Source organism: Bradyrhizobium sp. WSM4872 (assembly GCF_055811715.1).
Map to the genome: position 1 here is coordinate 41,537 of NZ_JBVVPT010000008.1, position 22,759 is coordinate 64,295.

A 22,759-nucleotide genomic window follows, 5' to 3' on the forward strand; every position below is an offset into this window, starting at 1 on the left:
GACAAGCGACGAGAGAACATGCGCATCACCATCCTCTTCGGCGGCTCCAACCGCGAACGTCTGGTTTCGGTCGCTTCAGCCCAGGCGCTGCATCAGACGCTGCCCGAGGCCGATCTCTGGTGGTGGGACGTCGAGGACAAGGTGCATGTCGTGCAGTCGAAGCAACTGCTCGAACATGCCCGCCCGTTCGAGGACGAGTTCAAGCCGGGCACGTCGGGCATTCCGCTGGAGCAGGCGCTCGACCAGGCCAGGGCGGAGAACCGCGTGCTGGTGCTCGGCCTGCATGGCGGGCGTGCCGAGAACGGCGAATTGCAGGTGATGTGCGAGGCGCGCGGCGTGCCTTTCACCGGATCGGGCTCGGCCTCCTCGCACCTCGCGTTCGACAAGTTCGCGGCCAAGCATTTCGCCGCGCTCGGCGGCGTGACGCCGCCGGCCAACATTGCGCTGGACCAGATCGATGAGGCCTTCGCCGAATACGGCCGGCTGATCGCAAAGCCTGCGAGGGATGGCTCGAGCTACGGCCTGATCTTCGTCAACGCCAAGCAGGATCTCGTCGCCGTCCGCAATGCCGCGAAGCACGAAGAGTACGTGGTCGAGCCTTACATCGCCGGCGTCGAGGCGACCTGCGGCGTGCTGGAGCGGCCGGACGGCACGATCATCTCGCTGCCGCCGATCGAGATCATTCCCGGCGAGGGCAGTTTCGACTACGCGGCGAAATATCTTTTGAAGTCGACCCAGGAGATATGTCCCGGCCGTTTCGCGCCCGAACTCACCGCCGCACTGAAGCAGCAGGCGATGCTGGCGCACCGGGCGATGTCCTGTACCGGCTATTCCCGTTCGGATTTCATCGTCTCGGACAAGGGGCTGATCTATCTCGAAACCAACACGCTGCCCGGCCTGACCAAGTCCTCGCTCTACCCCAAGGCGCTGAAGGCCGAGGGCATCGCGTTCGTCGACTTCCTGCGCGGCCTGGTCGAGCTCGCTGTGGCCGGTGTGCGAAAATAATTAGGACTGGTTAACGGCCGAACTGGCGAAACGGCCGGTTTTGGAACCCAAAACCGGTAAAATGCCGGATATTGCGGCATAAATGCCTCACAGGCCTGGGCAAAAAGCTCACGTCGTTAACGAACTTTACCTTTTGTTTACCAGGACGTCCGAAGGTTAACGCTGGCGGCGCATATGACGCTTTGGCTGCCGGCGCGTGGACCGTTGCGGGTGTTGTCACCCCTAGCGAACGCTCTGAAGGGGAGAGGTTTTCTTCTGCTGAAGACCAGCACCCGGCCCGGCAAGTCCGAGACGTCATGTTCGCCAGGACCCGCGCGATGTCGCGGGCAAACTGTTGACGAGCTCGTGCAATGGATGGAGCAGGAAGCCTCACTCGGTCGCTTTTCAGATCGCTGAGGCCCCAAGCTGACCTGAAGGCGGCCGCTATCGGAGCGGTCGTGCTTCTGCGCGAGTGGATGCAGGACAAGCGTCTGGAACGAGTTCACGGCGCGCGTGCTGCAGCCGAGGAAAAGATTAAAACCAAAGCCCGGGCCAAAGCCGTCATCGAGCGCGAGCCGCCGCCGCGGCTGGTCGCGCTGGTCGAGCGCTATCTGCCGCGCCGGGTCGGGATCAGCATGACGGTGCTGCTCCTGATCGGAAGCTGCGGCTTCGGTATCGTCAAGGGCGGCCATCTCCAGGATTTCATCACGGCGGTCAACGACACCCGTAACGCGCTGGCCAATTCCGCCGGCTTCCGCATCACCTCCGTCGTGATCAACGGCCGCAAGCAGCTCAGCCAGGACGAGATCCTCGCGATCGGCGGCGTCAGCGGCCGATCCTCGCTGCTGTTCCTCGACGCCGACGCCGTGCGCGACAAGCTCAAGGCCAATCCCTGGATCGCGGATGCAACCGTGCTGAAGCTCTATCCGGGCCAGCTCATGATCGAGCTCACCGAGCGCAAGGCGTTCGCGCTGTGGCAGGAGGCCGGCCGGCTCTCCGTCATCGCCGATGACGGCGCCGTGCTCGAACCCTATGTCTCGCGCCGCTTCCTGTCGCTGCCGCTCGTGGTCGGCAAGGGTGCCGAGACGCAGGCCCGCGATTTCCTCGCTTTGCTGGCGCGCTATCCGCAGGTCAATTCCATCACCAAGGCCGCGATCTTCGTCGGGGAGCGGCGCTGGAACCTCAGGCTCAAGGACGGCCTCGACATCCGCCTGCCCGAGCAGGACGTCGGCAACGCGCTTGCGATGCTGTCCAGGCTCGACAAGGAGGACAGGCTGTTCTCCCGCGACATCGTCGCGGTCGACCTGCGCCTGCCGGATCGGCTGGTGGTGCAGCTGTCCGAGGACGCCGCCAAGGCGCGCGACGATTTGTTCAAGGACAAGAAGAAGAAAAAGGCCGGGGACGCTGCATGACCGGTCTTGATCGCACCCAGACACCGAAGACACGCCCGATGCCGCACAAGCGCGGCGGCCTCGTCGCCTGCCTCGACATCGGCACCAGCAAGATCGCCTGCATGATCGCGCGGCTGAAGCCGTCGGCGCCGAGCGAAGCCCTGCGCGACCGGACCCATGCGGTGGAGCTGATCGGCTACAGCCAGATCCAGTCCCGCGGCATGAAAGCCGGCGCCGTGATCGATCTCGGCGAATGCGAGCAGGCGGTGCGACAGGCCGTCGGGCTCGCGGAGAAAATGGCCAAGGTGCGGGTCGAGTCCGTGCTGCTGTCGGTCTCCGGCGGCCGGCTTTCCGGTCAGCTGGTCGAAGCTGCGGCCGACATCCGCGGCGGCGCCGTGACGCCGGCCGATGTCAGCCGCGTCACCTCCACCGGCATGCGCCACGCCACCGGGGAAGGCCGCACCGTGCTGCACGCGCTGCCGGTCGGCTACACGCTCGACGGCGTCAAGGGCATCCGTGATCCCCGCGGCATGGTCGCGCATCAGTTCGGCATCGACATGAACGTCGTCACCTGCGACGCCACCGTGGCGCGGAACCTGATGCTGGCGGTCGAACGCTGCCACATCAACGTCGAAGCCATGGCGGCAAGCCCCTATGTGGCGGGCCTGTCGGTACTGACCGACGACGAGGCCGATCTCGGCGCTGCCGTGGTCGAAATGGGCGCGGGCACCACCACGATCGCGGTCTTTTCCGGCGGCCGCTTCGTGCATGCCGCGGGTTTTGCGGTCGGCGGGCAACACATCACGATGGATCTGGCACGCGGACTCTCCGCGACCATTGCCGATGCCGAGCGAATCAAGACGTTATATGGGACCGTCATCACTGGCGGATCGGACTCGCGTGAGCTGATGTCTGTACCGACAGCCGGTGACGAGCAGGATCTGCCGCAGATCGTCTCCCGCGCTACCATCGCCAACATCGTCAAGCATCGTGCCGAGGAAGTCTTCGAAATGGTTCGGGACAAGCTGAAGGATTCGCCCTTCGCCTCGGAGCCCAACGGCCGTGTCGTGCTCTCGGGCGGGGCCTCGCAGCTCACCGGTCTCGTTGAGCTCGGAACGCAGATTCTCGGCCGGCCCGTGCGGGTCGGACGTCCGCTCGGTTTCGGCCGGCTGCCCAACGAGGCGAAGAACGCCGCCTTCGCGGTGCCGGCCGGACTGCTCGTCTACCCGCAATATGTTCACCACGAACATGTCGAACCGCGGCATACGCGGCAGCAGGTCAGGACGGGGACCGGCGGGTATTTCGGAAAGGTCGGACGATGGCTACGCGAGGGCTTCTGATGACTCCTTCCCGCAATATTCGATTTTCACCAACTCCCGCGGCCGCCGGCCGGGGCGAACCCACGCGCGCGTGATCGAGAGGCAAACATGACCATCAGCATCAATGTTCCTGATATTCACGAACTGAAGCCCCGCATCACCGTGTTCGGCGTCGGCGGCGCCGGTGGTAACGCCGTCAACAACATGATCACGGCGGGCCTTCAGGGCGTCGACTTCGTGGTCGCCAACACCGACGCGCAGGCGCTGACGATGTCGAAGGCGCAGCGCATCGTGCAGATGGGTACGGCCGCCACGCAAGGGTTGGGCGCAGGTTCGCAGCCGGTCGTCGGCGCGGCCGCAGCCGAAGAAGTCATGGACGAGCTCCGCGACCATCTCTCGGGCGCCAACATGGTGTTCGTCACCGCCGGCATGGGCGGCGGCACCGGCACCGGTGCAGCTCCCGTGATCGCCAAGATCGCGCGCGAGATGGGCATCCTCACCGTCGGCGTCGTGACCAAGCCCTTCCACTTCGAGGGCGGCCGCCGCATGCGCACCGCGGAAGCGGGCATCAACGAGCTGCACAAGGTCGTCGATACGCTGCTGATCATCCCGAACCAGAACCTGTTCCGGGTCGCCAACGAGAAGACCACCTTCGCCGACGCCTTCGCGATGGCCGACCAGGTGCTCTATTCGGGCGTTGCCTGCATCACCGACCTGATGGTCAAGGAAGGCCTGATCAATCTCGACTTCGCCGACGTCCGCGCCGTCATGCGCGAGATGGGCAAGGCGATGATGGGCACGGGCGAGGCCTCCGGCGACAAACGCGCGCTGACCGCCGCCGAAGCCGCGATCGCGAACCCGCTGATCGACGACAGCTCGATGAAGGGCGCCAAGGGCCTCCTGATCTCCATCACCGGCGGCAAGGATCTCACCTTGTTCGAGGTCGACGAAGCTGCGACCCGCATCCGCGAGGAAGTCGACCAGGACGCCAACATCATCGTCGGCGCCACCTTCGACGAAGCCCTCGACGGCCTGATCCGCGTCTCGGTCGTCGCCACCGGCATCGAACAGGCCGCGATCGCCCGCAACAGTCAGGCGACCAGCGCTCCCGTCGCGAATCCTGCTCCGCAGGCGCAGCAGGCTCCCGCTGCTCCGGCCGCGGCTGCCGAGAGCCGTCTTGCCGATTTGACCGCGCGGCTGCGCGCCGACAATCAGCGCATGGCCGAGCGCGCCCAGAAGTTCGAAGCGCAGACCCCGGCCGCAGGATCGGGCCAGTTTGCCGCCGCTCCCGCGACTCCGCGTCCGAACGTGGAGCGCGCTGCGCTTGCCGCCATCGCCGCCGCCGTTGCGGACGTTCCGCAGGCTCCCGCGCCGATGCAGACCTATGGCGACGTCACCGTGCGCCCGATCGCGCAGAAGCCCACGCTGTTCCCGGAGCCCGAGCAGGCGCCGATGGCCATGCATGAGCCGATGACGCCGGAAACCTTCATCCCGCCCCAGGCCGAGCGTGCGCCGGTCCGCACACCGCGGATGCCGCGGATCGAGGAACTTCCGATGCCCGCCCAGGCCGAGCTTCGCCAGGCCCGTGGCGAAGTCGAGGAGGAGACCCCGCAGAAGACCCGGCTGTCGCTGCTGCAGCGCCTCGCCAATGTCGGCCTCGGCCGTCGTGACGAGGAGAGCGAGGCGCCGATCGCGGCCCGCACCGCCGGTCCCGCGATGCCGCCGCTGCCCGATCGCCGCCCCCAGAAGACCGTGGCGCAGCAAATCGCTTCCGCCGAGCCGGTGTCCGAGTATGCCCGTCGTCCCGCGCCGCAGGGCCTGGACATGCATGGCCGTCCCGCGCCTGTTGCCCCGGCGCCACAGGGAGACGACCATCTTGATATCCCGGCCTTCCTGCGACGGCAGGCGACCTGAGGATTGTTACAATAAGGCAGACGAAAAAAGGTCCCGGCGGGAAGCTTGCCGGGACCTTTCCTTTTGCCCCGTGCAGATCCGGATTGCGTGGCCAACCAACTGATTTTAAATAATTAATTACGTATTCGATGGTTCAGTAAAACTGCCGAAAACGGCCCCAAACTCCGGTCCAATTTGGTTAAGCCTTGGCGCGAATACGGCGGGTTTGGGGTAACAATCGGTAAAAAAGCGTGAGTTGGCGCTGTTTGAGGCAGTGACTATGGTTTGGCGTGACTTGGGGATACGGATTCGGAAGCGAGCGGTCTCAGCCGCTCAGTCGAGTTCAGTATAAGTCGCGGTGGTCGTAGTGGGGCGGTTCCTGATGAAATTTAGCCGGCAAACAACGCTTCGTGCGCAAGCCAGTGTGGCAGGCGTCGGCGTTCATTCCGGTCTTCCCGTCACGCTCACGCTTGGACCCGCGCCTGTCGACGCGGGCTTTGTTTTTATCCGCACCGGGCTTGAGGGAAGCGACCGCGAGGTTCAGGCCACCGCCGAGCAGGTGATCGCGACCGATTTCGCCACCGTCCTTGGTGATCGCGACGGTCCGCTGGTTTCCACCGCCGAGCATGTGCTTGCTGCACTGCGGGGCATGGGCGTCGACAACGCCATCATCGAGATCGACGGGCCGGAAGTGCCGATCATGGACGGCAGCGCCGCGGCCTTCGTTGCGGCGATCGACCAGGCCGGCATCGTGACCCAGCCGGCACAGCGCCGCTTCATTCAGGTTTTGAAGCCGATCTCGGTCAAGATCGGCGACTCCTTCGGCGAGATCAGGCCCTATGCCGACGGGTTCCGCGCCGAGGTCGAGATTAACTTCACCAATCCTGTCATAGGCCAGCAGAGCTACGCCTTCGACCTCAACCCGGAGCGTTTCCGCCGCGAAGTCGGCCGGGCCCGGACTTTCGGTCTGATGTGCGACGTTGCGCGGCTCTGGAGCGCCGGCTATGCGCTCGGCGCCTCCTTCGACAATACCGTCGTGTTCGACGAGGAGCGGCTGCTCAACACCGAAGGCCTGCGCTACGCCGACGAATGCGCCCGCCATAAGGTGCTGGACGTGATTGGCGACCTCGCGCTGGCCGGTCTGCCGCTGCTCGGCGCCTACCGCTCGGTACGTGGCGGCCACAAGCTCAACCACGCCGTCCTGACCGCGCTGCTCGCCGACCGCACCGCCTGGCGGGTGGTCGAGGGCGAGGCAGCCCGCCGCACCACGCGTCCGGTGGCCGAAACCGGTCGCGGCATCGTCGGTGGTCGGATCGCCGCGGTCTACGGGCCCGACGTTTCCTGAAGCGATACCTTCCCGAAGAGAGACGTTTCCTGAAAGAGAGACGGGTCCTGAAGAGACCCGTTGCGATGGCCGTTCGGCGGCGGCTTTCCCCGCGAAACTCCTGGTAACGATGATCGGCTAGGATTGCGGCGCGTTCGCCTTAATCCGGGCGGAATGCCTGCCTATCCGGTTGGTTGAAGATCGTTTTTCGGTTACATCGGCGTGGTCGCACGGCAGGCACCACGGTTATATTTCGCGCCCAGGACGGGGTTCATGGGCTGGCGGAAACCGCACCACAGGGCGTCAGGGCAATACTCATGTCGGCACAGCGTATGACGCGCGGATATCTTCAAGTCCCGTCTCGAGAGGTCTCGTCTCGAGTCCGTGGGCTGCTTCAGGTTGTCGCCCTCTTCGTGCTCGCGCTGCCGCTGGCCGGCTGCGGCACCGGCGCGCTTTGGGACAAGTTCACCGCCAAGGACGACACCTTCGTCGAGGAGCCCGCCGACAAGATCTACAATGAGGGCCTGTACCTCATGAACGAGAAGAAGGACATGAAGGCGGCGAACAAGAAGTTCGAAGAGGTCGACCGCCAGCATCCTTATTCCGACTGGGCTCGCAAATCATTGCTGATGTCGGCCTACGCGTCCTACCAGGGCGGCGACTATGATAGTTGTATCGGCGCGGCCACCCGCTACGTCACGCTGCATCCCGGCAGCCCGGATGCGGCCTACGCGCAATATCTGATTGCCGCCTCGCATTACGACCAGATTCCGGACATCAGCCGCGACCAGACCCGCACCGAGAAGGCGATCGCCTCGCTGGAAGAGGTGGTTCGCAAATATCCGACGTCCGAATACGCGACCTCGGCCAAGGCCAAGATCGAAGGTGCGCGCGACCAGCTCGCCGGCAAGGAAATGAATGTCGGCCGTTACTACGCGCAGAAGCGCGACTACACGGCGGCAATCAACCGCTACAAGGCCGTGGTGACGCAGTACCAGACCACCCGCCACGTCGAAGAGGCGCTGTACCGCCTGACCGAGGCCTATATGGCGATCGGCATCGTTGGCGAGGCCCAGACGGCCGCTGCCGTGCTCGGGCACAATTTTCCTGACAGTCGCTGGTACAAGGACGCCTATAATCTTGTAAAATCAGGCGGTCTCGAACCGAGCGAGAATCAGGGGTCCTGGATTAGCAAGACCTTCAAGAAAATGGGTCTCGGCTAGGAAATAGAATTCCATGCTGGCGCGTCTGTCGATCCGTGACATCGTCCTGATCGAACGGCTCGATATCGAATTCGCAACGGGCCTCGCGGTTTTGACTGGCGAGACCGGTGCGGGCAAATCCATCCTGCTCGATGCCTTTGCGTTGGCGCTCGGCGGCCGCGGCGATGCCGGCCTCGTGCGGCATGGGGCGGAGCAGGGGCAGGTCACTGCCGTATTCGATATCCCAAAAAACCATCCCGCGGCCAAAATCCTCGCGGAGAACGGGCTGGAGGATACCGGCGAGATGATTCTCCGCCGGGTCCAGCTGGCCGACGGCCGCACCCGCGCCTTCATCAACGACCAGGCGATCAGCGTGCAGACGCTGAAGGCGGTCGGGGCCGCCCTGGTCGAGATCCACGGCCAGCACGACGAGCGCGCGCTTGTCGATGCCGCCACCCACCGCCGCCTGCTCGACGCCTTCGCCGGTCTCGAAAAGGACGTCTCGGCGGTCGAAGCGCTCTGGGACGCGCGCCGCACCGCCAACAATGCGCTGGAGGAGCATCGCGCCGGCATGGAGCGCGCTGCGCGCGAAGCCGACTACCTCCGTCACGCCTCGGACGAATTGAAGCAGCTCGCGCCCAAGGACGGCGAGGAGACCTCGCTGGCCTCCCGTCGGACCACGATGATGCAGGGCGAGAAGATCGCCTCCGACCTGCGCGAGGCGCAGGAGGCGGTCGGCGGGCACCATTCGCCGGTCGCCTCGCTCTCGGCGGCCGTGCGGCGGCTGGAGCGCCGCGGCGTCAACGCGCCGGCGCTGGTCGAGCCCGCGGTGAGGGCGATCGACATCGCCATCAACGCGCTGGGGGAAGCCGACCAGCATCTGCAGGCGGCGCTTGCCGCGACCGATTTCGATCCCTCGGAGCTCGAACGCATCGAGGAGCGGCTGTTCGCACTTCGCGCCGCCTCGCGCAAATATTCCACGCCGGTCGACGGGCTCGCCGCGCTCGCCGCCAGATATGCCGCCGATGTCGTTCTGATCGACGCCGGCGCCTCACGGCTGAAGAAGCTGGAGCAGGCCGCGATCGAGGCCGATGCGCGCTATGCGGCGGCCGCCAAGAAGCTGTCGATGGCGCGGCAGAAATCGGCGGAGAAGCTCAACAAGGCGGTCAATGCCGAGCTCGCGCCGCTCAAGCTCGAACGCGCCAAGTTCATGACCCAGGTCCAGACCGACGAGGCAGCTCCAGGTCCGCAAGGGTTCGATCGCGTCGAGTTCTGGGTGCAGACCAACCCGGGCACCAAGCCGGGGCCGATGATGAAGGTCGCCTCCGGCGGCGAGCTGTCGCGTTTCCTGCTGGCGCTGAAGGTCGTGCTGTCCGACCGCGGCTCGGCGCCGACCTTGGTCTTCGACGAGATCGACACCGGCGTCGGCGGCGCGGTCGCGGACGCGATCGGCGGACGGCTGGCGCGGCTCGCCGGCAAGGTCCAGGTGATGGCCGTCACCCACGCCCCCCAGGTCGCCGCCCGTGCCGACCAGCATCTGCTGATCTCCAAGGACGCACTGGACAAGGGCAAGCGCGTCGCCACCCGCGTCAATGCGCTTGCCGCCGACCACCGCCGCGAGGAGATCGCGCGGATGCTCGCCGGCGCCGAGATCACCGCCGAGGCCAGGGCTGCCGCGGACCGGCTGCTCAAGGCGGCGACGGCTTGATTCGCGTCCCGGACGCGCGCAAGCGCGTGCCGGGACCAGAACGTTACGACCGCGGGACGAAACTGTAACCGCCTTTACCCTCCCGCCCGCTCCATCGTATCCAAGCACCATGGCCAGAGCAGCAAAATCGAAACCAACACCGCTTCGCGACGTCGCCGACCTCACCAAGGCGCAGGCCAAGGTCGAGCACATGCGGCTCGCGCTCGAGATCGAGGGGCATAACGAACGCTACTACCAGGACGACGCGCCCACCGTCACCGACGCCGATTATGACGCGCTACGCCAGCGCTTCAACGCGATCGAGAAGCGTTTTCCGGAATTCGTCAGTGCGGACTCGCCGTCGCAGAAAGTCGGTGCGGCACCATCAGGCCGCTTCAAGAAGGTGCGGCATGCCGTTCCCATGCTGTCGCTCGACAACGCCTTTGCGGAAGAGGATCTGCGCGATTTCGTCGGCCGCATCGTGCGCTTCCTGAAGCTCGACGACGACAGGATCGATTTCTCGGCCGAGCCGAAGATCGACGGCCTCTCGATGTCGCTGCGCTATGAGGGCGGCGAACTCGTCACCGCGGCGACGCGCGGCGACGGCGCGGTCGGCGAGGACGTCACTGCCAATATCCGCACCCTCGAAGACGTGCCGCAAAAGCTGAGGGGACGCAACGTCCCCGATATCTGCGAGGTGCGCGGCGAGGTCTACATGACCAAGAAGGCGTTCCTGGCGCTCAACGAGCGGCAGAAGGCGGAAGGTGGCACCATCTTCGCCAATCCGCGCAACTCGGCCGCGGGCTCGCTCCGGCAGAAGGATCCGACCATCACCGCCTCGCGCCCCCTCGGCTTCTTCGCCTATGCCTGGGGCGAGATGAGCGCGATGCCGGAGGCCACGCAGAGCGGCATGATCGGTTGGTTCGAGCGCTGCGGCTTCAAGACCAACCCGCTGACCAGGCTCTGTCACTCAGTCGAGGAGTTGCTCGCGTTTCATCGTGCGATCGAGGAACAGCGCGCAAAGCTCGACTACGACATCGACGGCGTCGTCTACAAGGTGGACCGCATCGACTGGCAGGAACGGCTCGGCTTCGTCTCGCGCACGCCGCGCTGGGGCATTGCCCACAAATTCCCGGCCGAGCGCGCCACCACGGTGTTGCGCGACATCGAGATCCAGGTCGGCCGCACCGGCTCGTTCACGCCGGTGGGCAAGCTCGAACCGGTCGGCGTAGGCGGCGTGATCGTGCAGAACGTCACGCTGCACAACGAGGACTACATCAAGGGCATCGGCAACAAGGGCGAGGTGCTGCGCGAGGGTCGCGACATCAGGATCGGCGACACCGTCGTGATCCAGCGCGCCGGCGACGTCATCCCGCAGGTGGTCGACGTCGTCCTCGATAAGCGGCCGAAGTCTGCCAGGGAATTCCAGTTTCCGAAGAAGTGCCCGTGTCCGCTGCATACCGACGTCGTGCGAGGAGAGACGGCCGCTGGCGAAGAGGAAGCACGCGCCCGTTGTACCGGCGAGTTCGCCTGTCCCTATCAGAAGATCGAGCATTTGAAGCTGTTCGTGTCGCGGCGCGCCTTCGACATCGACGGCTTGGGCGAGAAGCAGCTGCAGTATTTCTTCGACGAGGGTTTTGTGAAGGAGCCAGCCGACATCTTCACGCTGGAAAAGCGCAATTCGAAACTCAAGCTGGAAGACATCGAGGGTTACGGCGCAACCTCGGTGCGCAATCTGTTCGGCGCGATCGAGAGCCGTCGGAAGATCGCGCTGGAGCGCTTTATCTACGCGCTCGGCATGCGCCATATCGGCGAGACCACGGCGCTGGCGCTGGCACGCGGCTACGGCTCCTGGGACGCCTTCCACGATGCCAGCCTCAAGGTTGCCCAAGGCGACGAGGAGGCGATGGCCGAGATGGATGCGCTCGACCAGATCGGCGAGACCGTGATCAAGAGCATCGCCGACTATTTCGGCGAGAGCCACAATCGCGGCATCGTCGAGCGGCTCACCAGGGAGGTCGAGATCATCGACGCCGAGAAGCCGAAGAGCAACTCCGCCGTCGCCGGCAAGACCGTGGTGTTCACGGGCTCGCTGGAGAAGATGACGCGCGACGAGGCCAAGGCCACCGCTGAGCGGCTAGGCGCAAAAGTGTCCGGATCGGTGTCCAAGAAAACCGATCTCGTCGTCGCCGGCCCCGGCGCGGGTTCGAAGCTCGCGGAAGCCAACAAGCATGGCGTCAAGGTGCTGACCGAGGACGAGTGGCTGGCGCTGATCGGGGAGTGAGGAGGGCGCGCTGGCGCGTCTCGCTCCGCTGTCATTCCCCGCGAAGGCGGGGAATCCAGTATTCCAGAGATTGTGCAAGGGTACGGAGAAGCCACGGCGTACTGGATCCCCCGCTTTCGCGGGGGATGACACTGAGGTCGTTGCGACCGTCCCGCTCCTCACATCATCCCGCTCTCTTCCTCCTCCGCCTGCCCGATCAGTGTCTCGCTCACCAGCACCTCGCGGCGGGGGACGACGAAGATCATCGTGCAGGCGCAGAGCAGGGAGACCGCCAGCACCGCGGCGGTGAGCGGCAGCGTGGTCGCGGAATGGCCGCCGAGATAGGCGCCGAATTGCGACATCAGCGCGCCGATGCCCTGCTGGAGAAAGCCCATCGCACCTGATGCGGTGCCGGCGGCCTCGGGACGGACGCTGATCGCGCCGGCGGCGGAGTTCGCCATCACGAAGGCATTGCCGACCATCACGATCATCTGCGTGCCGAACAGCCAGGCGGGCGCCTCGTTCCAGCCGGTGAAGCTCCAGAGCAGGTTCAACAGGCTGCCGCAAAGCTGGAGCGCGAGGCCGAACCAGATCAACTTCTCCAGCGAGTGCCTGGGCGCGAAGCGCACGCAGAGCAGATTGCCGACCAGATACGCAAAACCCGTCGTCGCGAACCACGCGCCGTATTCGGCGCTGGTCCTGCCCATCTGCGTCACCACGATATAGGGGCCACCGCCGGCGAAGGTGAAGATGATCTGCGAGGCCAGCACCTGGCACATCACGTAGCCGACGAAGGCGCGGTTGCGGATCAGGATGCCGACATCGCCGCGAAAGCCGCTGCCGGCGGCGCGGTCTCGGCGCGTCTCGGGCAGCGCGAATGCGATGCCGACGGCGACGATGATCGCGGCGACGGTGATGGCGTAGAAGATCGCGCGCCAGCCGAATGCGGTCTCGATCAGGCCGCCGGTGAGCGGGGAGACCATCTGCCCGATCATCAGCGCCGCGACCACGAGGCTGATCATCGAGGCGACGCGATCGCGCTCGTAGATGTCGCGGATGATGGCGCGGCTCACCACCATGCCGGCGGCGCCGCCCAGCGCCTGGAAGAAGCGCGCGGCGATCAGCTGCGGCAGGGTCTCGGCGAAGATGCAGCCGACGCTGGCGACCACCATCAGCGCCAGTCCTCCGAGCAGCACCGGGCGCCGCCCGAAACGGTCCGACAGCGGGCCCATGATGAGTTGCGACAGCGCGATGCCGACCATGTACAGCGACACCGTCATCTGCGCGACCGAGATGTCGCTACCAAATGTCGTCGCCAGCACCGGCAGCGCGGGAACCAGCATGTAGAGCGAGATCGGCGCGATCCCGGTCATGACGACGAGCAGCAGCAACACCAGGCGCGACGTCGCGAGATTGTGTTGCGCCGTTTCCGGCGGTTTGCTGATCATGCCGTGCATTGCGTGTCCGTCTCGTAGAAATTCGAATCGGACTGTAGCGTGCGCGCGCAAGACGGATATCGGCGTTTCGGAATGCGGCTATACGGATTCCGGGACGGTTATGATGGCGGCGGGACGGGGGCAAATTGGGCGCGGTGCGCGCGGAAATAATCGGTGTCATCGCCCGGCTTGACCGGGCGATCCAGTATTCCAGAGGCAGTCGTGATTGAATCGAGAGGCCGCGGCGTACTGGATGCCCCGCTTTCGCGGAGCATGACAGCTGTGGTGGAGAAGCAGCCTTGCGCAAATCGCGTGGTGCTATGCGTCGAGCCCGTGTAATGACGCGCTTACGCCTTCAGCTCTGCCGTGGCCTGGTCCAGCCAGGCCTTCGTCGTCGCGTCCAGCGCCGGCCGCACCTCGGCCCTGACGCGCGCGTGGTAGGCGTTGAGCCAGTCGAGTTCGTCCTTGCCCAGCATGCCGACATCGATCAGCCGGCGGTCGATCGGTGCCAGGGTCAGGGTCTCGAACGCGTTCATCGATTTTTCCGCGCCCTTGATGTCGGCCGCGACCACCAGTTCGAGGTTCTCGATGCGGATGCCGAAACCGTCGGTCTTGTAGTAGCCGGGCTCGTTGGACAGGATCATGCCGCGCTTCAGCGGCGTGGTGCCGAGCTTCGATATCCGCGCCGGTCCTTCGTGCACCGAGAGATAGCTGCCGACGCCGTGGCCGGTGCCATGTTCGAAATCGACGCCGGCGGCCCAGAGATATTGCCGTGCGAGTGTGTCGAGCTGCGCGCCGGTCGCGCCGTCGGGAAAGATCGCCCGCGCGATCGCGATATGGCCGCGCAGCACACGCGTGAAACGGTCGCGCATCTCGTCGGTCGGCTCGCCCACGGCCATGGTGCGGGTAACGTCGGTGGTGCCGTCTTCATATTGCGCACCTGAATCGATCAGCAGCAGATCGCCGGGCACGATCCGCCGGTTGCTCTTGCGGGTGACGCGGTAGTGCACGATCGCGCCATTCGGGCCGGTGCCCGATATGGTCGGGAATGACACGTCCTTCAGCGCGCCGGTGTCGCGGCGGAACGTCTCCAGCGCCTCGACCGCGTCGATCTCTGTAAGCTTGCCGCTTGCCGCCTCGCGGTCGATGAAGGCGAGGAAGCGTGCCAGCGCCACCGCGTCGCGCCGGTGCGCCGTTTGCGTGCCCTTGATCTCGGTCGTGTTCTTGACCGCCTTGAGCAGCGCGATCGGGTCGCTGCCGCGCACCGGCTTGCCGCCGGCGCTCGTGATCAGCCGGCTGAGGGCCTCGGCCGCGGTCGCATTGTCGAGCGCGATCGATCCCCCGCTCTTGGCGAGCGCCATCAGCGTCGGCGCCATCGCATCGGGCTCGCGCACGTCGGCGGACTGCTCGAGATGGTCGCGGGTCAGATTTGAGAGCTTGCGGTGATCGATGAAGATGGTGGGACGGCCGTCCTTCGGTACCAGCGCATAGGACAGCGGCAGCGGCGTATGCGCGACGTCGGCGCCGCGGATGTTGAAGGTCCAGGCCACGGCATGGCTGTCGGATAGCACCAACGCATCGACGCCGAGCTTGCCGATCTCGCTCCTGATCTGCGTCAGCTTCTCGGCTTCAGTCACGCCGGCATGTTGCATCCCGTGCACCGTGACCGGCGCAATCGGCGGCTGTGGCCGGTCTTGCCAGATCGCATCGACCGGATTGCTGTCGACGGCGACCAGCTCGGCACCGGCCTTGGTGCAGGCGGCGGACAAACGCTCGGCTGCCGCAAAAGTGTGCAGCCACGGATCAAATCCTAGGCGGTCGCCGGCCTTCAGGTGTGCCGACATCCAGCTTTCCGGCGGCGGATCGATCAGAGACTCCACGGCCCAGGCCCTTGAATCGACCTGCTTGGCCGCCTGGATCGTGTAGCGGCCATCGACGAACACCGCAGCCTCGTGCGTCAGCACCACCGCCAGTCCCGCCGAGCCCGTAAAACCGGTCAGCCAGGCCAGGCGCTCTTCCGACGGCGGCACATACTCATTCTGCTGCTGATCGGCGCGTGGAATCACGAAACCGGTCAGCTTGCGGCGGGCGAGTTCTTCACGGAGCGCGGCCAGCCGCGCCGTCAATGCGACGCCGGCCTCGGGCTCCTCGAATGTCTGGAAGTGCGCTTCGAACATGGTGGATCACTTTAGGATCATGCGGATCGCTCCGCAATGTAGACGCATTTGAGGTCGCATCTGGCATGGACTGTGCTTGAACAAGTTCCATTCGAATTGAGTGGAGTACAGGATGCGGCACTTGCGCTTCGTCCGGATAACAGGGAAATTCGAGCAAGTTGTTCATCTCAACGACGAGGGGACACTCGATGCCAGCGTTCACGTTTGAGAAGATTACGCCGCCGGTGCGCCGCGCTCCGACTGCGGCAACACCGAAGAAACCGCGCGGCCTCATCAACCAGATGATCGACCGTTTCGCCGAACGCCGCGCGAGGCGCGCCTCGCAGGCCGAGCGCACGATGCGCCGGGACGAGAAGGCGTCAAAGTAGCGGCATCTACGGCAGCACCCGTACTCACCCCATCTTCCGCAGCAACAGGCTGCTCCACCCCTCGATCCGCAAGTGCTTCAGAGGCACGAGGCCGCGTGCGCGGTAGGCGGCGATCACGGCGGGCACCTGGGGCGTCAACAGGCCGGATAGGATGACGCGCCCGCCAGGGGCGAGGTGTCGCGTCAACGGGCCCGCCAATTGCCGTAACGGATTGGCAAGGATGTTCGCCAGCACCAGGTCGAACGGGCCGCATCTGCCAAAATCAGCCGCTGCGAAGCCGGTGGCGCGGATCACGCGCACATTGTGACCGACCTCGTTCAACAAGGCATTCTCGGCTGCCACCTTGACCGAGGCCGGGTCGATGTCGGAGGCCAGCACCGCGCGATGCAGCGCCTTCGCCGCCGCTATCCCCAGCACGCCGGTCCCGGTGCCGAGGTCGAGCACGCGGCCGGGCCGGGTGCTTTTCAGGACATGGTCAAGCAGGAGTAAACAGCCGCGTGTGGTGCCGTGATGGCCGGTGCCGAAGGCGAGAGCCGCCTCGATCTCGATGGCGAGCTTGTTCGGCGCCACGCGATCGCGGTCATGGCTGCCGTGGACGACGAAGCGCCCGGCCGGCACCGGCACGAGATCTTCCAGGCTCGACTTGACCCAGTCCCTGGCTTCGACGGTGTCGAAGGCCAGCGTGTCCGCGATCTCATTTCCTGCTGAGGTTGCAACGAGTTCGCGCAGCCACGCCCGGTCCGGCGCGTTCGCGAAATGCAGCGCGACGTCCCACTGTCCGTTCGGCTGCTCGAACGCGGCGACCGCCGCATCGTCCTCGAAGAACATTTCGGTGAGGACGTCGACAATGCGCCTGGCGGCGATCTCGCTGCCGATCGAAAAACTGACGCGATGGGTGGAAGGCTGCATTCTCAGGGTTCCGTCCGGTTCAATTTTTGGAACTTTTGTTCCCAATTTTTCGCATAACTTGCGTTCAGGAGATTAACCCGCCCGCAGGTTGTATCCCGTACATTTCCGGGTGTTGGGCAACCCACACAGCTTGAAATAGAATAGGAGGCGAGACTTGAAGCGCATGATTTTGAAGTTCTGGACCGACGATTCAGGTGCAACCGCAATCGAGTACGGTCTGATCGCAGCCGGTATCGCGCTGGCGATCATCACCGTGGTGAACGGCCTGGGCACCACCATGAACGACAAGTTCACTTCGATTAGCAGCTCCTTGAAGTAATTTCCGCCTTCCATTTCCCGGCGGGGCCAATTCTCCATACGACTGCTTCCGAGCCGCGCCCGTCGGGGGAATTGCCCCCTGGCGGGCGAAGTCGTTTTTGGGGATTGGCTTGCAATAGGGTGGCCACAGGCTATCCGCTGGTTTTTCCGGGCTTGTCCACGGATTTTCCCGCCGTTCATCCCCGGATTTTCCACCAATTTGCACCAGGCTTGGAGGGGCGTAACCCACCGCCCTTTCACAGCTCTGCCAACAGTCTGTCCACAGCTTATCCACGGGCTTATCCACGGTTTCCGAACAGGCTGCGGTGATCCCTCAAAATCGCCTGCGCGGCGTTATGGCCGGGCGCGCCCGTGACGCCGCCGCCGGGATGGGCGCCGGAGCCGCAATGATAGAGGCCCCTCACGGGCCCGCGATAATCGGCATGGCCCAGCATCGGCCGGGCCGAGAACAGCTGGTTCAGCGTCAGCGCGCCGTGGAAGATGTCGCCGCCGAGCAGGCCGAATTGCCGTTCGAGGTCGAGCGGTGACAGGATCTGGCGGCCGAGCACGCTTGTCGCAAAGCCCGGCGCGTATTTGTCCACCGTCGCGATCATGAGGTCGGCGACCTCGTCGCGATGGTCGTCCCACGACTTTCCATCGGGAAGCTCCGGCGCGACGTGCTGGCAGAACAGGCTCGCGACATGGTGTCCTGCGGGCGCGAGCGTGTCGTCGAGCGTCGATGGGATCAGCATTTCCACGACAGGCTCTCGGCTCCAGCCGTGCGCGCGGGCATCGAGAAAGGCGCGGTCCATGTAGCCGAGATCAGGGGCCAGGATAATGCCCGAGGTGAGATGATCGCCGTCGCCCGGCAGTGCCGTGAAGGAGGGCAGCCGGTCCAGCGCGACGTTCATGCGGAAGGTACCGGAGCCGTTCTTCCAGTGCCGGATGCGGGCGAGGAAGTCGGCCGGCAGCGCATTGGCGGCGACCAGCCGCGTATAGAGCAGCTTCGGATTGACGCTGGCTGCGACATATTTCGCGCGGATGGTCGTGCCGTTCTCCAGCGCCACGCCGACCGCGCGGTCGCGCTCGACGATGACCTCGCGCACGCCCGCATCGGTGTCGATCACGACGCCGCGGTCGCGTGCGGCGCGTGCCATGGCTTGCGTGATCGCGCCCATGCCGCCGATGGCGTGACCCCAGACGCCCTTCTTGCCGTTCACCTCGCCGAAGGCGTGATGCAGCATCACATAGGCCGAGCCCGCGGCGTAGGGGCTGGCATAATTGCCGACGATGGCATCGAAGCCGAATAGCGCCTTGACCAGATCATGCTCGAAACGTTCGTCCAGCATCTCGCCGGCCGAGCGGGTGAAGAGATCGAGCAGGCTGCGGCTCTGCTCCAGCGACAACCCGCGCAGGATATTGGCGCTCTGGAATGCGTTCACGGCCTCGCGGATCGAGGCCGTGCCGAAACCATCGAGCAGGTTTGGCGGCGCGCGCAGCACGAATTGCCTGAGCACGTCGGCGATATCTTCCAGCTCGCGCGAAAACCCGTCGAGCGCGTTTGCGTCATGCGCGCTCAGCCGTGCGACGGATGCCTGCGTCCGCCCCTCGCCGGTGAGGAGATAGCTGCCGTCGGGAGCGGGCAGAAAATTCTGCGCGCGCCGTTCGACGATGCGCAGGCCCTGTTCGGCCAGCTTCAAGTCGCGGACCACTTGCGGATTGAGCAGGCTCACGGTGTAGGCCGCGACCGAATTGCGGAAGCCCGGATGAAACTCCTCCGTGACCGCGGCCCCGCCGACCACCTTGCGGCGCTCGACCACGCGCACACGCAAGCCGGCCATCGCGAGATAGGCCGCGCAGGTGAGGCCGTTATGGCCAGCGCCGATGATGACGACGTCGGTTTCGGTCATGAAGGGGTCAAGCTGCTCCACGCTCATTCCGGAACGGTCGGAACGACCCGGCCCAGAATGACATCTGTATATCAAGCATTTCCCGCTGCAACATCAGGAGACCCTTTATTGCCCGTTCAGGCGCCTTGTGCTCCATTGCGCGCGCCCGGCGCCCGCCGGGAGATGCTGGAGCTTCCATGGATTCGATCGTGCAACCCGCCACGGAGCTGCCGTCCTCGTCACGCAACCGGCTGCTGCTGACGGTCTACACCGCCGCGATCTTCGTCAGCGCGCTGTTGCTATTCTCGGTGCAGCCGCTGTTCACGAAGATGGTTTTGCCGCGGCTCGGCGGCTCGCCGGCGGTGTGGTCGGTGGCGATGGTGTTTTTCCAGTCGCTGCTGCTGGCGGGCTACGCCTATGCGCATGTGTTGATGCAGGTGAGGAACCGCATCGTTCCCGTGGTGGTGCATCTCCTGCTGCTGATCGCGGCCTTCGCCACGCTGCCGCTCGGCATCGCCTCGGCCTATGGCGATCCGCCCGCTTCGGGCTACGCAATCTGGCTGCTCGGCCTGTTCGTGATCTCGATCGGGCTGCCGTTCTTCGCGCTCGCCGCCAACAATCCGTTGCTGCAGGCCTGGTTTGTCCGCACCGGGCATCCCGCCGGACATGATCCCTATTTCCTCTATGCGTCCTCCAACATCGGCAGCTTCCTCGCCCTGCTGTCCTATCCGTTCCTGCTGGAGCCGATGTTCACGCTGCACACGCAGAACCGGCTCTGGACCGGCGGTTACGGCATTCTGATCGTCCTGATCGCCGCATGCGGCGTGCTGCTGTTGCGCTCGCCGAAGCTCGCCATGGTCGATGCGCGAACCGAGGATTTGAATGCGCCGGCGCCCGGTTTCATGACGCGGCTGCGCTGGATATTCCCCGCCGGCGTGCCGTCCGGCCTGCTCATCGCCGTCACCGCGCACATCTCGACCGACGTTGCGGCCGCGCCGCTGCTGTGGGTGCTGCCGCTGTCGCTGTACCTCTTGACCTGGGTGGTGGTGTTCCAGTCGCGGCCGCTGCTGCCGCACAAATGGATGCTGATGCTCCAACCGGTCGCGATCGCGGGCGTCGTCTTGCTGCTGGCGTTCGGCGGCGAACAGAATTTGCTGCTGACGCTCGGCGGGCATCAATTGTGCTTCTTCGTCATCGCGATGGCCTGCCACGGCGAATTGGCGCGGACACGGCCGGCCGCGAAATATCTCACCGGATTCTATGTCGCGCTGTCGTTCGGCGGCATGGTCGGCGGCCTATTCGCGGGGCTCGTCGCGCCGTTCGCATTCTCCTGGATCGCCGAATATCCGATCCTGATCGCGCTGGCCGCGCTGTGCCGGCCGCCCGCGAACGAGCGGCTGGCGGGCATCGTCAAATGGTACTGGCTGGCGCTTGCAGCGCTGGCCGTCGTGCTCGTTGTGCCGTCCACCACGACGGGCGGGCTGTCGACCTGGTTCGAGGATCACCGCGTCTGGACGGCCGGCGGCGTCGGCGTGCTCGCCGCGCTGCTGGCGCTGACGGTCAACGCCGGCCGCTGGAAGATATTCGCCACCATCGCGCTCGCGCTGGCGTTGATCCGGGTTTATCCGGCGGACGAAGGCCGCGTCACCACGGTGCGCAGCTTCTTCGGCGTGCACAAGATCGTGGTGACGCCCGGCGGCTATTTCCACGTGCTGATGCACGGCACCACGATCCACGGCGCCGAGCGCTTCCTCAACAATGACGGCACGCCGGTGACCGGCCGGCCCGAGCCGATCACCTACTATCACAGGGACGGCGGCATCGGTCAGGCCGTGACCGCGATCCGCGAGCGGAAGGGCGCGCCGCTGAAGGTCGCAGCGATCGGCGTCGGATCGGGCACGCTCGCCTGCGCCGCCCAGCCAAACGAGAGCTGGACATTCTTCGAGATCGATCAGTCTATGGTCGACGCGGCAAGCGATCCGAAGAATTTCCGCTACATCTCGAGCTGCATGCCGGGCCTGAAGCCGGTGATCGGAGATGCCCGTCTCACCTTCGCGAAGGAGCCGGACGGCGCTTATGATCTCATCATCGTCGACGCCTATTCGTCGGATGCGATCCCGATCCATCTTGCGACCGAAGAGGCGATGAAGATCTACAAGGACAAGCTCGCTCCGCACGGCGCCGTGGTGATGCACGTCTCCAACCGCCACCTCGATCTCGAGACCGTCGTGGTCGGCATCGCCGATGCCAATGATCTCAAGAGCTGGGTCTACAACGAGGATTCGGGGCGCGATGGCGACTACATCTTCTCGACCGACGTCGTCATCTCCGCCCGAGAGGATGCCGACGTCGGCAGGCTCGCATCGTCCAAATCTTGGGAGCAGACCGAAGCCGACGACAGGGTGCGGGTCTGGACCGACGACTACTCCAACATTCTGGGCGCGCTGTACCGGCGCTTGCGGGACGGGGAGTAGGGACGACATGGCAACACTCTCGTGCCCCGGACGCAGCGCAGCGCTTCTTTAGCGATGCGCTGCAGAGCCGGGACACGAGACTTGCTTCTACGGCTCCACCGGGCTCCCCGCGGGCAACGCAATTCCCTTCTCGCCCGCGACTTGCCGCAACAAATCGGGCCTGTCGGAGATGATCCCGTCGACGCCGATCTCGATCATGCGCACCATGTCTTCACGCTTGTTGACCGTCCAGACCACGACCCGCAGCCCGAGCGCATGGGCCTCGGCGATCAGCGCCGCGGTCACATCGCCGAAATAGGGCGACCAGATCGCGCCGCCCGCAGCCTTGATGGTTCGGGGCAGCGACCCGCCGTGATCGGCCGGGCTGAATCCCGCCGTCCAATTGGTCGCCTTGTCCAGCGCCACCGTCTGGCCCGAGCCGCGCTGGAGCGTCAGGTACACCGTCGGCATCTTCGGGGCCCGCTGCTGGACCAGCAGCAGGGTCCGCCAGTCGAACGACTGGATCATGACGCGGTCGGAGAATTTTTCGGCTTCGATCAGGGCGAGCAGTCTGGTGACGAAAGCTTGGGGATCGAGCGTTTCGTCGGGATGGTTCGGATCGATCTTGGTCTCGATGTTGAAGCGCACGCGCGTATTGCCGGATTTGCGCACCAGCGCGAACAGCTCGCTCAAGGTTGGAATGCGGGTCCCCGGCATGGCGCGTTGGTCGGGGAATTGCTTCGCGTAAGGACTGTCTGGCCGGATCTGGCCGACGTCGTAGGTCCTGACGTCGGCGAGCCGCAGTTTTACGAACGGCGTGCCGGGGGCCGCGACATAGGCGCCGCTCGCATCCCGTGTGATATCGGGATTAAGCCCGCGCTCATGCGACACGACGACTTCGCCGTCAGCGGTGATGCCGACGTCGAGCTCCAGCGTGTCCACGCCCATCGACAGCGCGTTGGCGAAGGCCGGAAGCGTGTTTTCCGGCAGCAGTGCCCGCCCGCCGCGATGAGCCTCCGAATCGAATGCCATGGCGGGTCCCGCAATGAGAGGTAATAGCACGATCAAGATCGTCGCAGCACGTGACGGCATGGCGGCTCGTGGGGCAAGCGGAAAGGGATATTTGAACGCATTTGGGCGTGTCCGGCCCATAGTATAGGCTTTCGG

The 22,759-nt window shown here is 65.2% G+C and carries 16 protein-coding genes; 11 read left to right on the forward strand and 5 right to left on the reverse strand.

All coding sequences use genetic code 11. The annotated features are described in order from the left end of the window. The first annotated feature begins 18 nt into the window (after window positions 1-18). The 8 genes from AC0L3C_RS13470 to ligA all read left to right on the forward strand — a co-directional run bounded on the left by AC0L3C_RS13470 (window position 19) and on the right by ligA (window position 12,084). The gene (locus tag AC0L3C_RS13470; RefSeq protein WP_473408201.1) at window positions 19-1,005 is read left to right on the forward strand and encodes a D-alanine--D-alanine ligase family protein; all 987 of its coding nucleotides are present in this window, start codon (window positions 19-21) and stop codon (window positions 1,003-1,005) included. A 350-nt stretch (window positions 1,006-1,355) separates the two neighbouring features. Beyond that, window positions 1,356-2,396 carry a cell division protein FtsQ/DivIB gene (locus AC0L3C_RS13475; RefSeq protein ID WP_473279028.1) on the forward strand — a complete coding sequence of 347 codons (1,041 nt, stop codon included), beginning with the start codon at window positions 1,356-1,358 and terminating at the stop codon, window positions 2,394-2,396. Further along, entirely contained in the window at window positions 2,393-3,715 is a 1,323-nt protein-coding gene (gene ftsA, locus AC0L3C_RS13480; RefSeq protein ID WP_007613530.1) for a cell division protein FtsA, read from the forward strand. Before AC0L3C_RS13475 ends, ftsA begins: the two co-directional genes overlap by 4 nt. A gap of 87 nt (window positions 3,716-3,802) precedes the next feature. After that, a complete protein-coding gene (ftsZ, locus tag AC0L3C_RS13485) occupies window positions 3,803-5,608 on the forward strand; it encodes a cell division protein FtsZ (RefSeq protein WP_473262922.1) in 1,806 nt (601 codons plus the stop codon). A gap of 361 nt (window positions 5,609-5,969) precedes the next feature. Next, on the forward strand, window positions 5,970-6,932 hold the full coding sequence (lpxC, locus tag AC0L3C_RS13490) for a UDP-3-O-acyl-N-acetylglucosamine deacetylase (RefSeq protein WP_473262921.1): 963 nt from the start codon (window positions 5,970-5,972) through the stop codon (window positions 6,930-6,932). Between the two features lie 296 nt (window positions 6,933-7,228). Continuing rightward, a complete protein-coding gene (locus AC0L3C_RS13495) occupies window positions 7,229-8,134 on the forward strand; it encodes an outer membrane protein assembly factor BamD (RefSeq protein ID WP_354172752.1) in 906 nt (301 codons plus the stop codon). Between the two features lie 13 nt (window positions 8,135-8,147). Further along, window positions 8,148-9,821 (forward strand): DNA repair protein RecN, encoded by a 1,674-nt coding sequence (recN, locus tag AC0L3C_RS13500; protein ID WP_473408202.1) that lies wholly within the window; start codon window positions 8,148-8,150, stop codon window positions 9,819-9,821. 109 nt (window positions 9,822-9,930) lie between these two features. Beyond that, window positions 9,931-12,084 (forward strand): NAD-dependent DNA ligase LigA, encoded by a 2,154-nt coding sequence (gene ligA, locus AC0L3C_RS13505; protein WP_473408203.1) that lies wholly within the window; start codon window positions 9,931-9,933, stop codon window positions 12,082-12,084. Window positions 12,085-12,242: 158 nt separating this feature from the next. On the opposite strand, the gene AC0L3C_RS13510 is transcribed toward ligA, so the two are convergent. Both AC0L3C_RS13510 and AC0L3C_RS13515 read right to left on the reverse strand, forming a co-directional pair. After that, entirely contained in the window at window positions 12,243-13,520 is a 1,278-nt protein-coding gene (locus AC0L3C_RS13510; RefSeq protein ID WP_473408204.1) for a multidrug effflux MFS transporter, read from the reverse strand. Between the two features lie 326 nt (window positions 13,521-13,846). Further along, on the reverse strand, window positions 13,847-15,676 hold the full coding sequence (locus AC0L3C_RS13515) for an aminopeptidase P family protein (protein WP_473408205.1): 1,830 nt from the start codon (window positions 15,674-15,676) through the stop codon (window positions 13,847-13,849). Between the two features lie 188 nt (window positions 15,677-15,864). Between AC0L3C_RS13515 and AC0L3C_RS13520 the strand changes: the two genes are divergently transcribed. Continuing rightward, window positions 15,865-16,044, forward strand: a complete 180-nt coding sequence (locus tag AC0L3C_RS13520) for a hypothetical protein (protein ID WP_473250447.1) — start codon at window positions 15,865-15,867, stop codon at window positions 16,042-16,044. Between the two features lie 24 nt (window positions 16,045-16,068). Here the strand turns inward: AC0L3C_RS13520 and AC0L3C_RS13525 are convergent, their stop codons facing one another. Then, complete coding sequence (locus AC0L3C_RS13525; RefSeq protein WP_473408206.1) at window positions 16,069-16,953, reverse strand: 50S ribosomal protein L11 methyltransferase; 885 nt, start codon at window positions 16,951-16,953, stop codon at window positions 16,069-16,071. A 163-nt stretch (window positions 16,954-17,116) separates the two neighbouring features. Between AC0L3C_RS13525 and AC0L3C_RS13530 the strand changes: the two genes are divergently transcribed. Then, a complete protein-coding gene (locus tag AC0L3C_RS13530; protein ID WP_085395715.1) occupies window positions 17,117-17,272 on the forward strand; it encodes a Flp family type IVb pilin in 156 nt (51 codons plus the stop codon). 277 nt (window positions 17,273-17,549) lie between these two features. Here AC0L3C_RS13530 and AC0L3C_RS13535 read toward each other — a convergent pair whose 3' ends face one another. Next, window positions 17,550-19,187 carry a phytoene desaturase family protein gene (locus AC0L3C_RS13535; RefSeq protein ID WP_473408207.1) on the reverse strand — a complete coding sequence of 546 codons (1,638 nt, stop codon included), beginning with the start codon at window positions 19,185-19,187 and terminating at the stop codon, window positions 17,550-17,552. A gap of 149 nt (window positions 19,188-19,336) precedes the next feature. Here AC0L3C_RS13535 and AC0L3C_RS13540 point away from each other — a divergent pair, with 149 nt between their 5' ends. After that, window positions 19,337-21,613, forward strand: coding sequence for a spermidine synthase (locus AC0L3C_RS13540; protein ID WP_473408208.1), 2,277 nt, complete (start codon window positions 19,337-19,339; stop codon window positions 21,611-21,613). 87 nt (window positions 21,614-21,700) lie between these two features. Here AC0L3C_RS13540 and AC0L3C_RS13545 read toward each other — a convergent pair whose 3' ends face one another. Next, on the reverse strand, window positions 21,701-22,684 hold the full coding sequence (locus AC0L3C_RS13545) for a glycerophosphodiester phosphodiesterase (RefSeq protein ID WP_473408209.1): 984 nt from the start codon (window positions 22,682-22,684) through the stop codon (window positions 21,701-21,703). Window positions 22,685-22,759 lie beyond the last annotated feature (75 nt).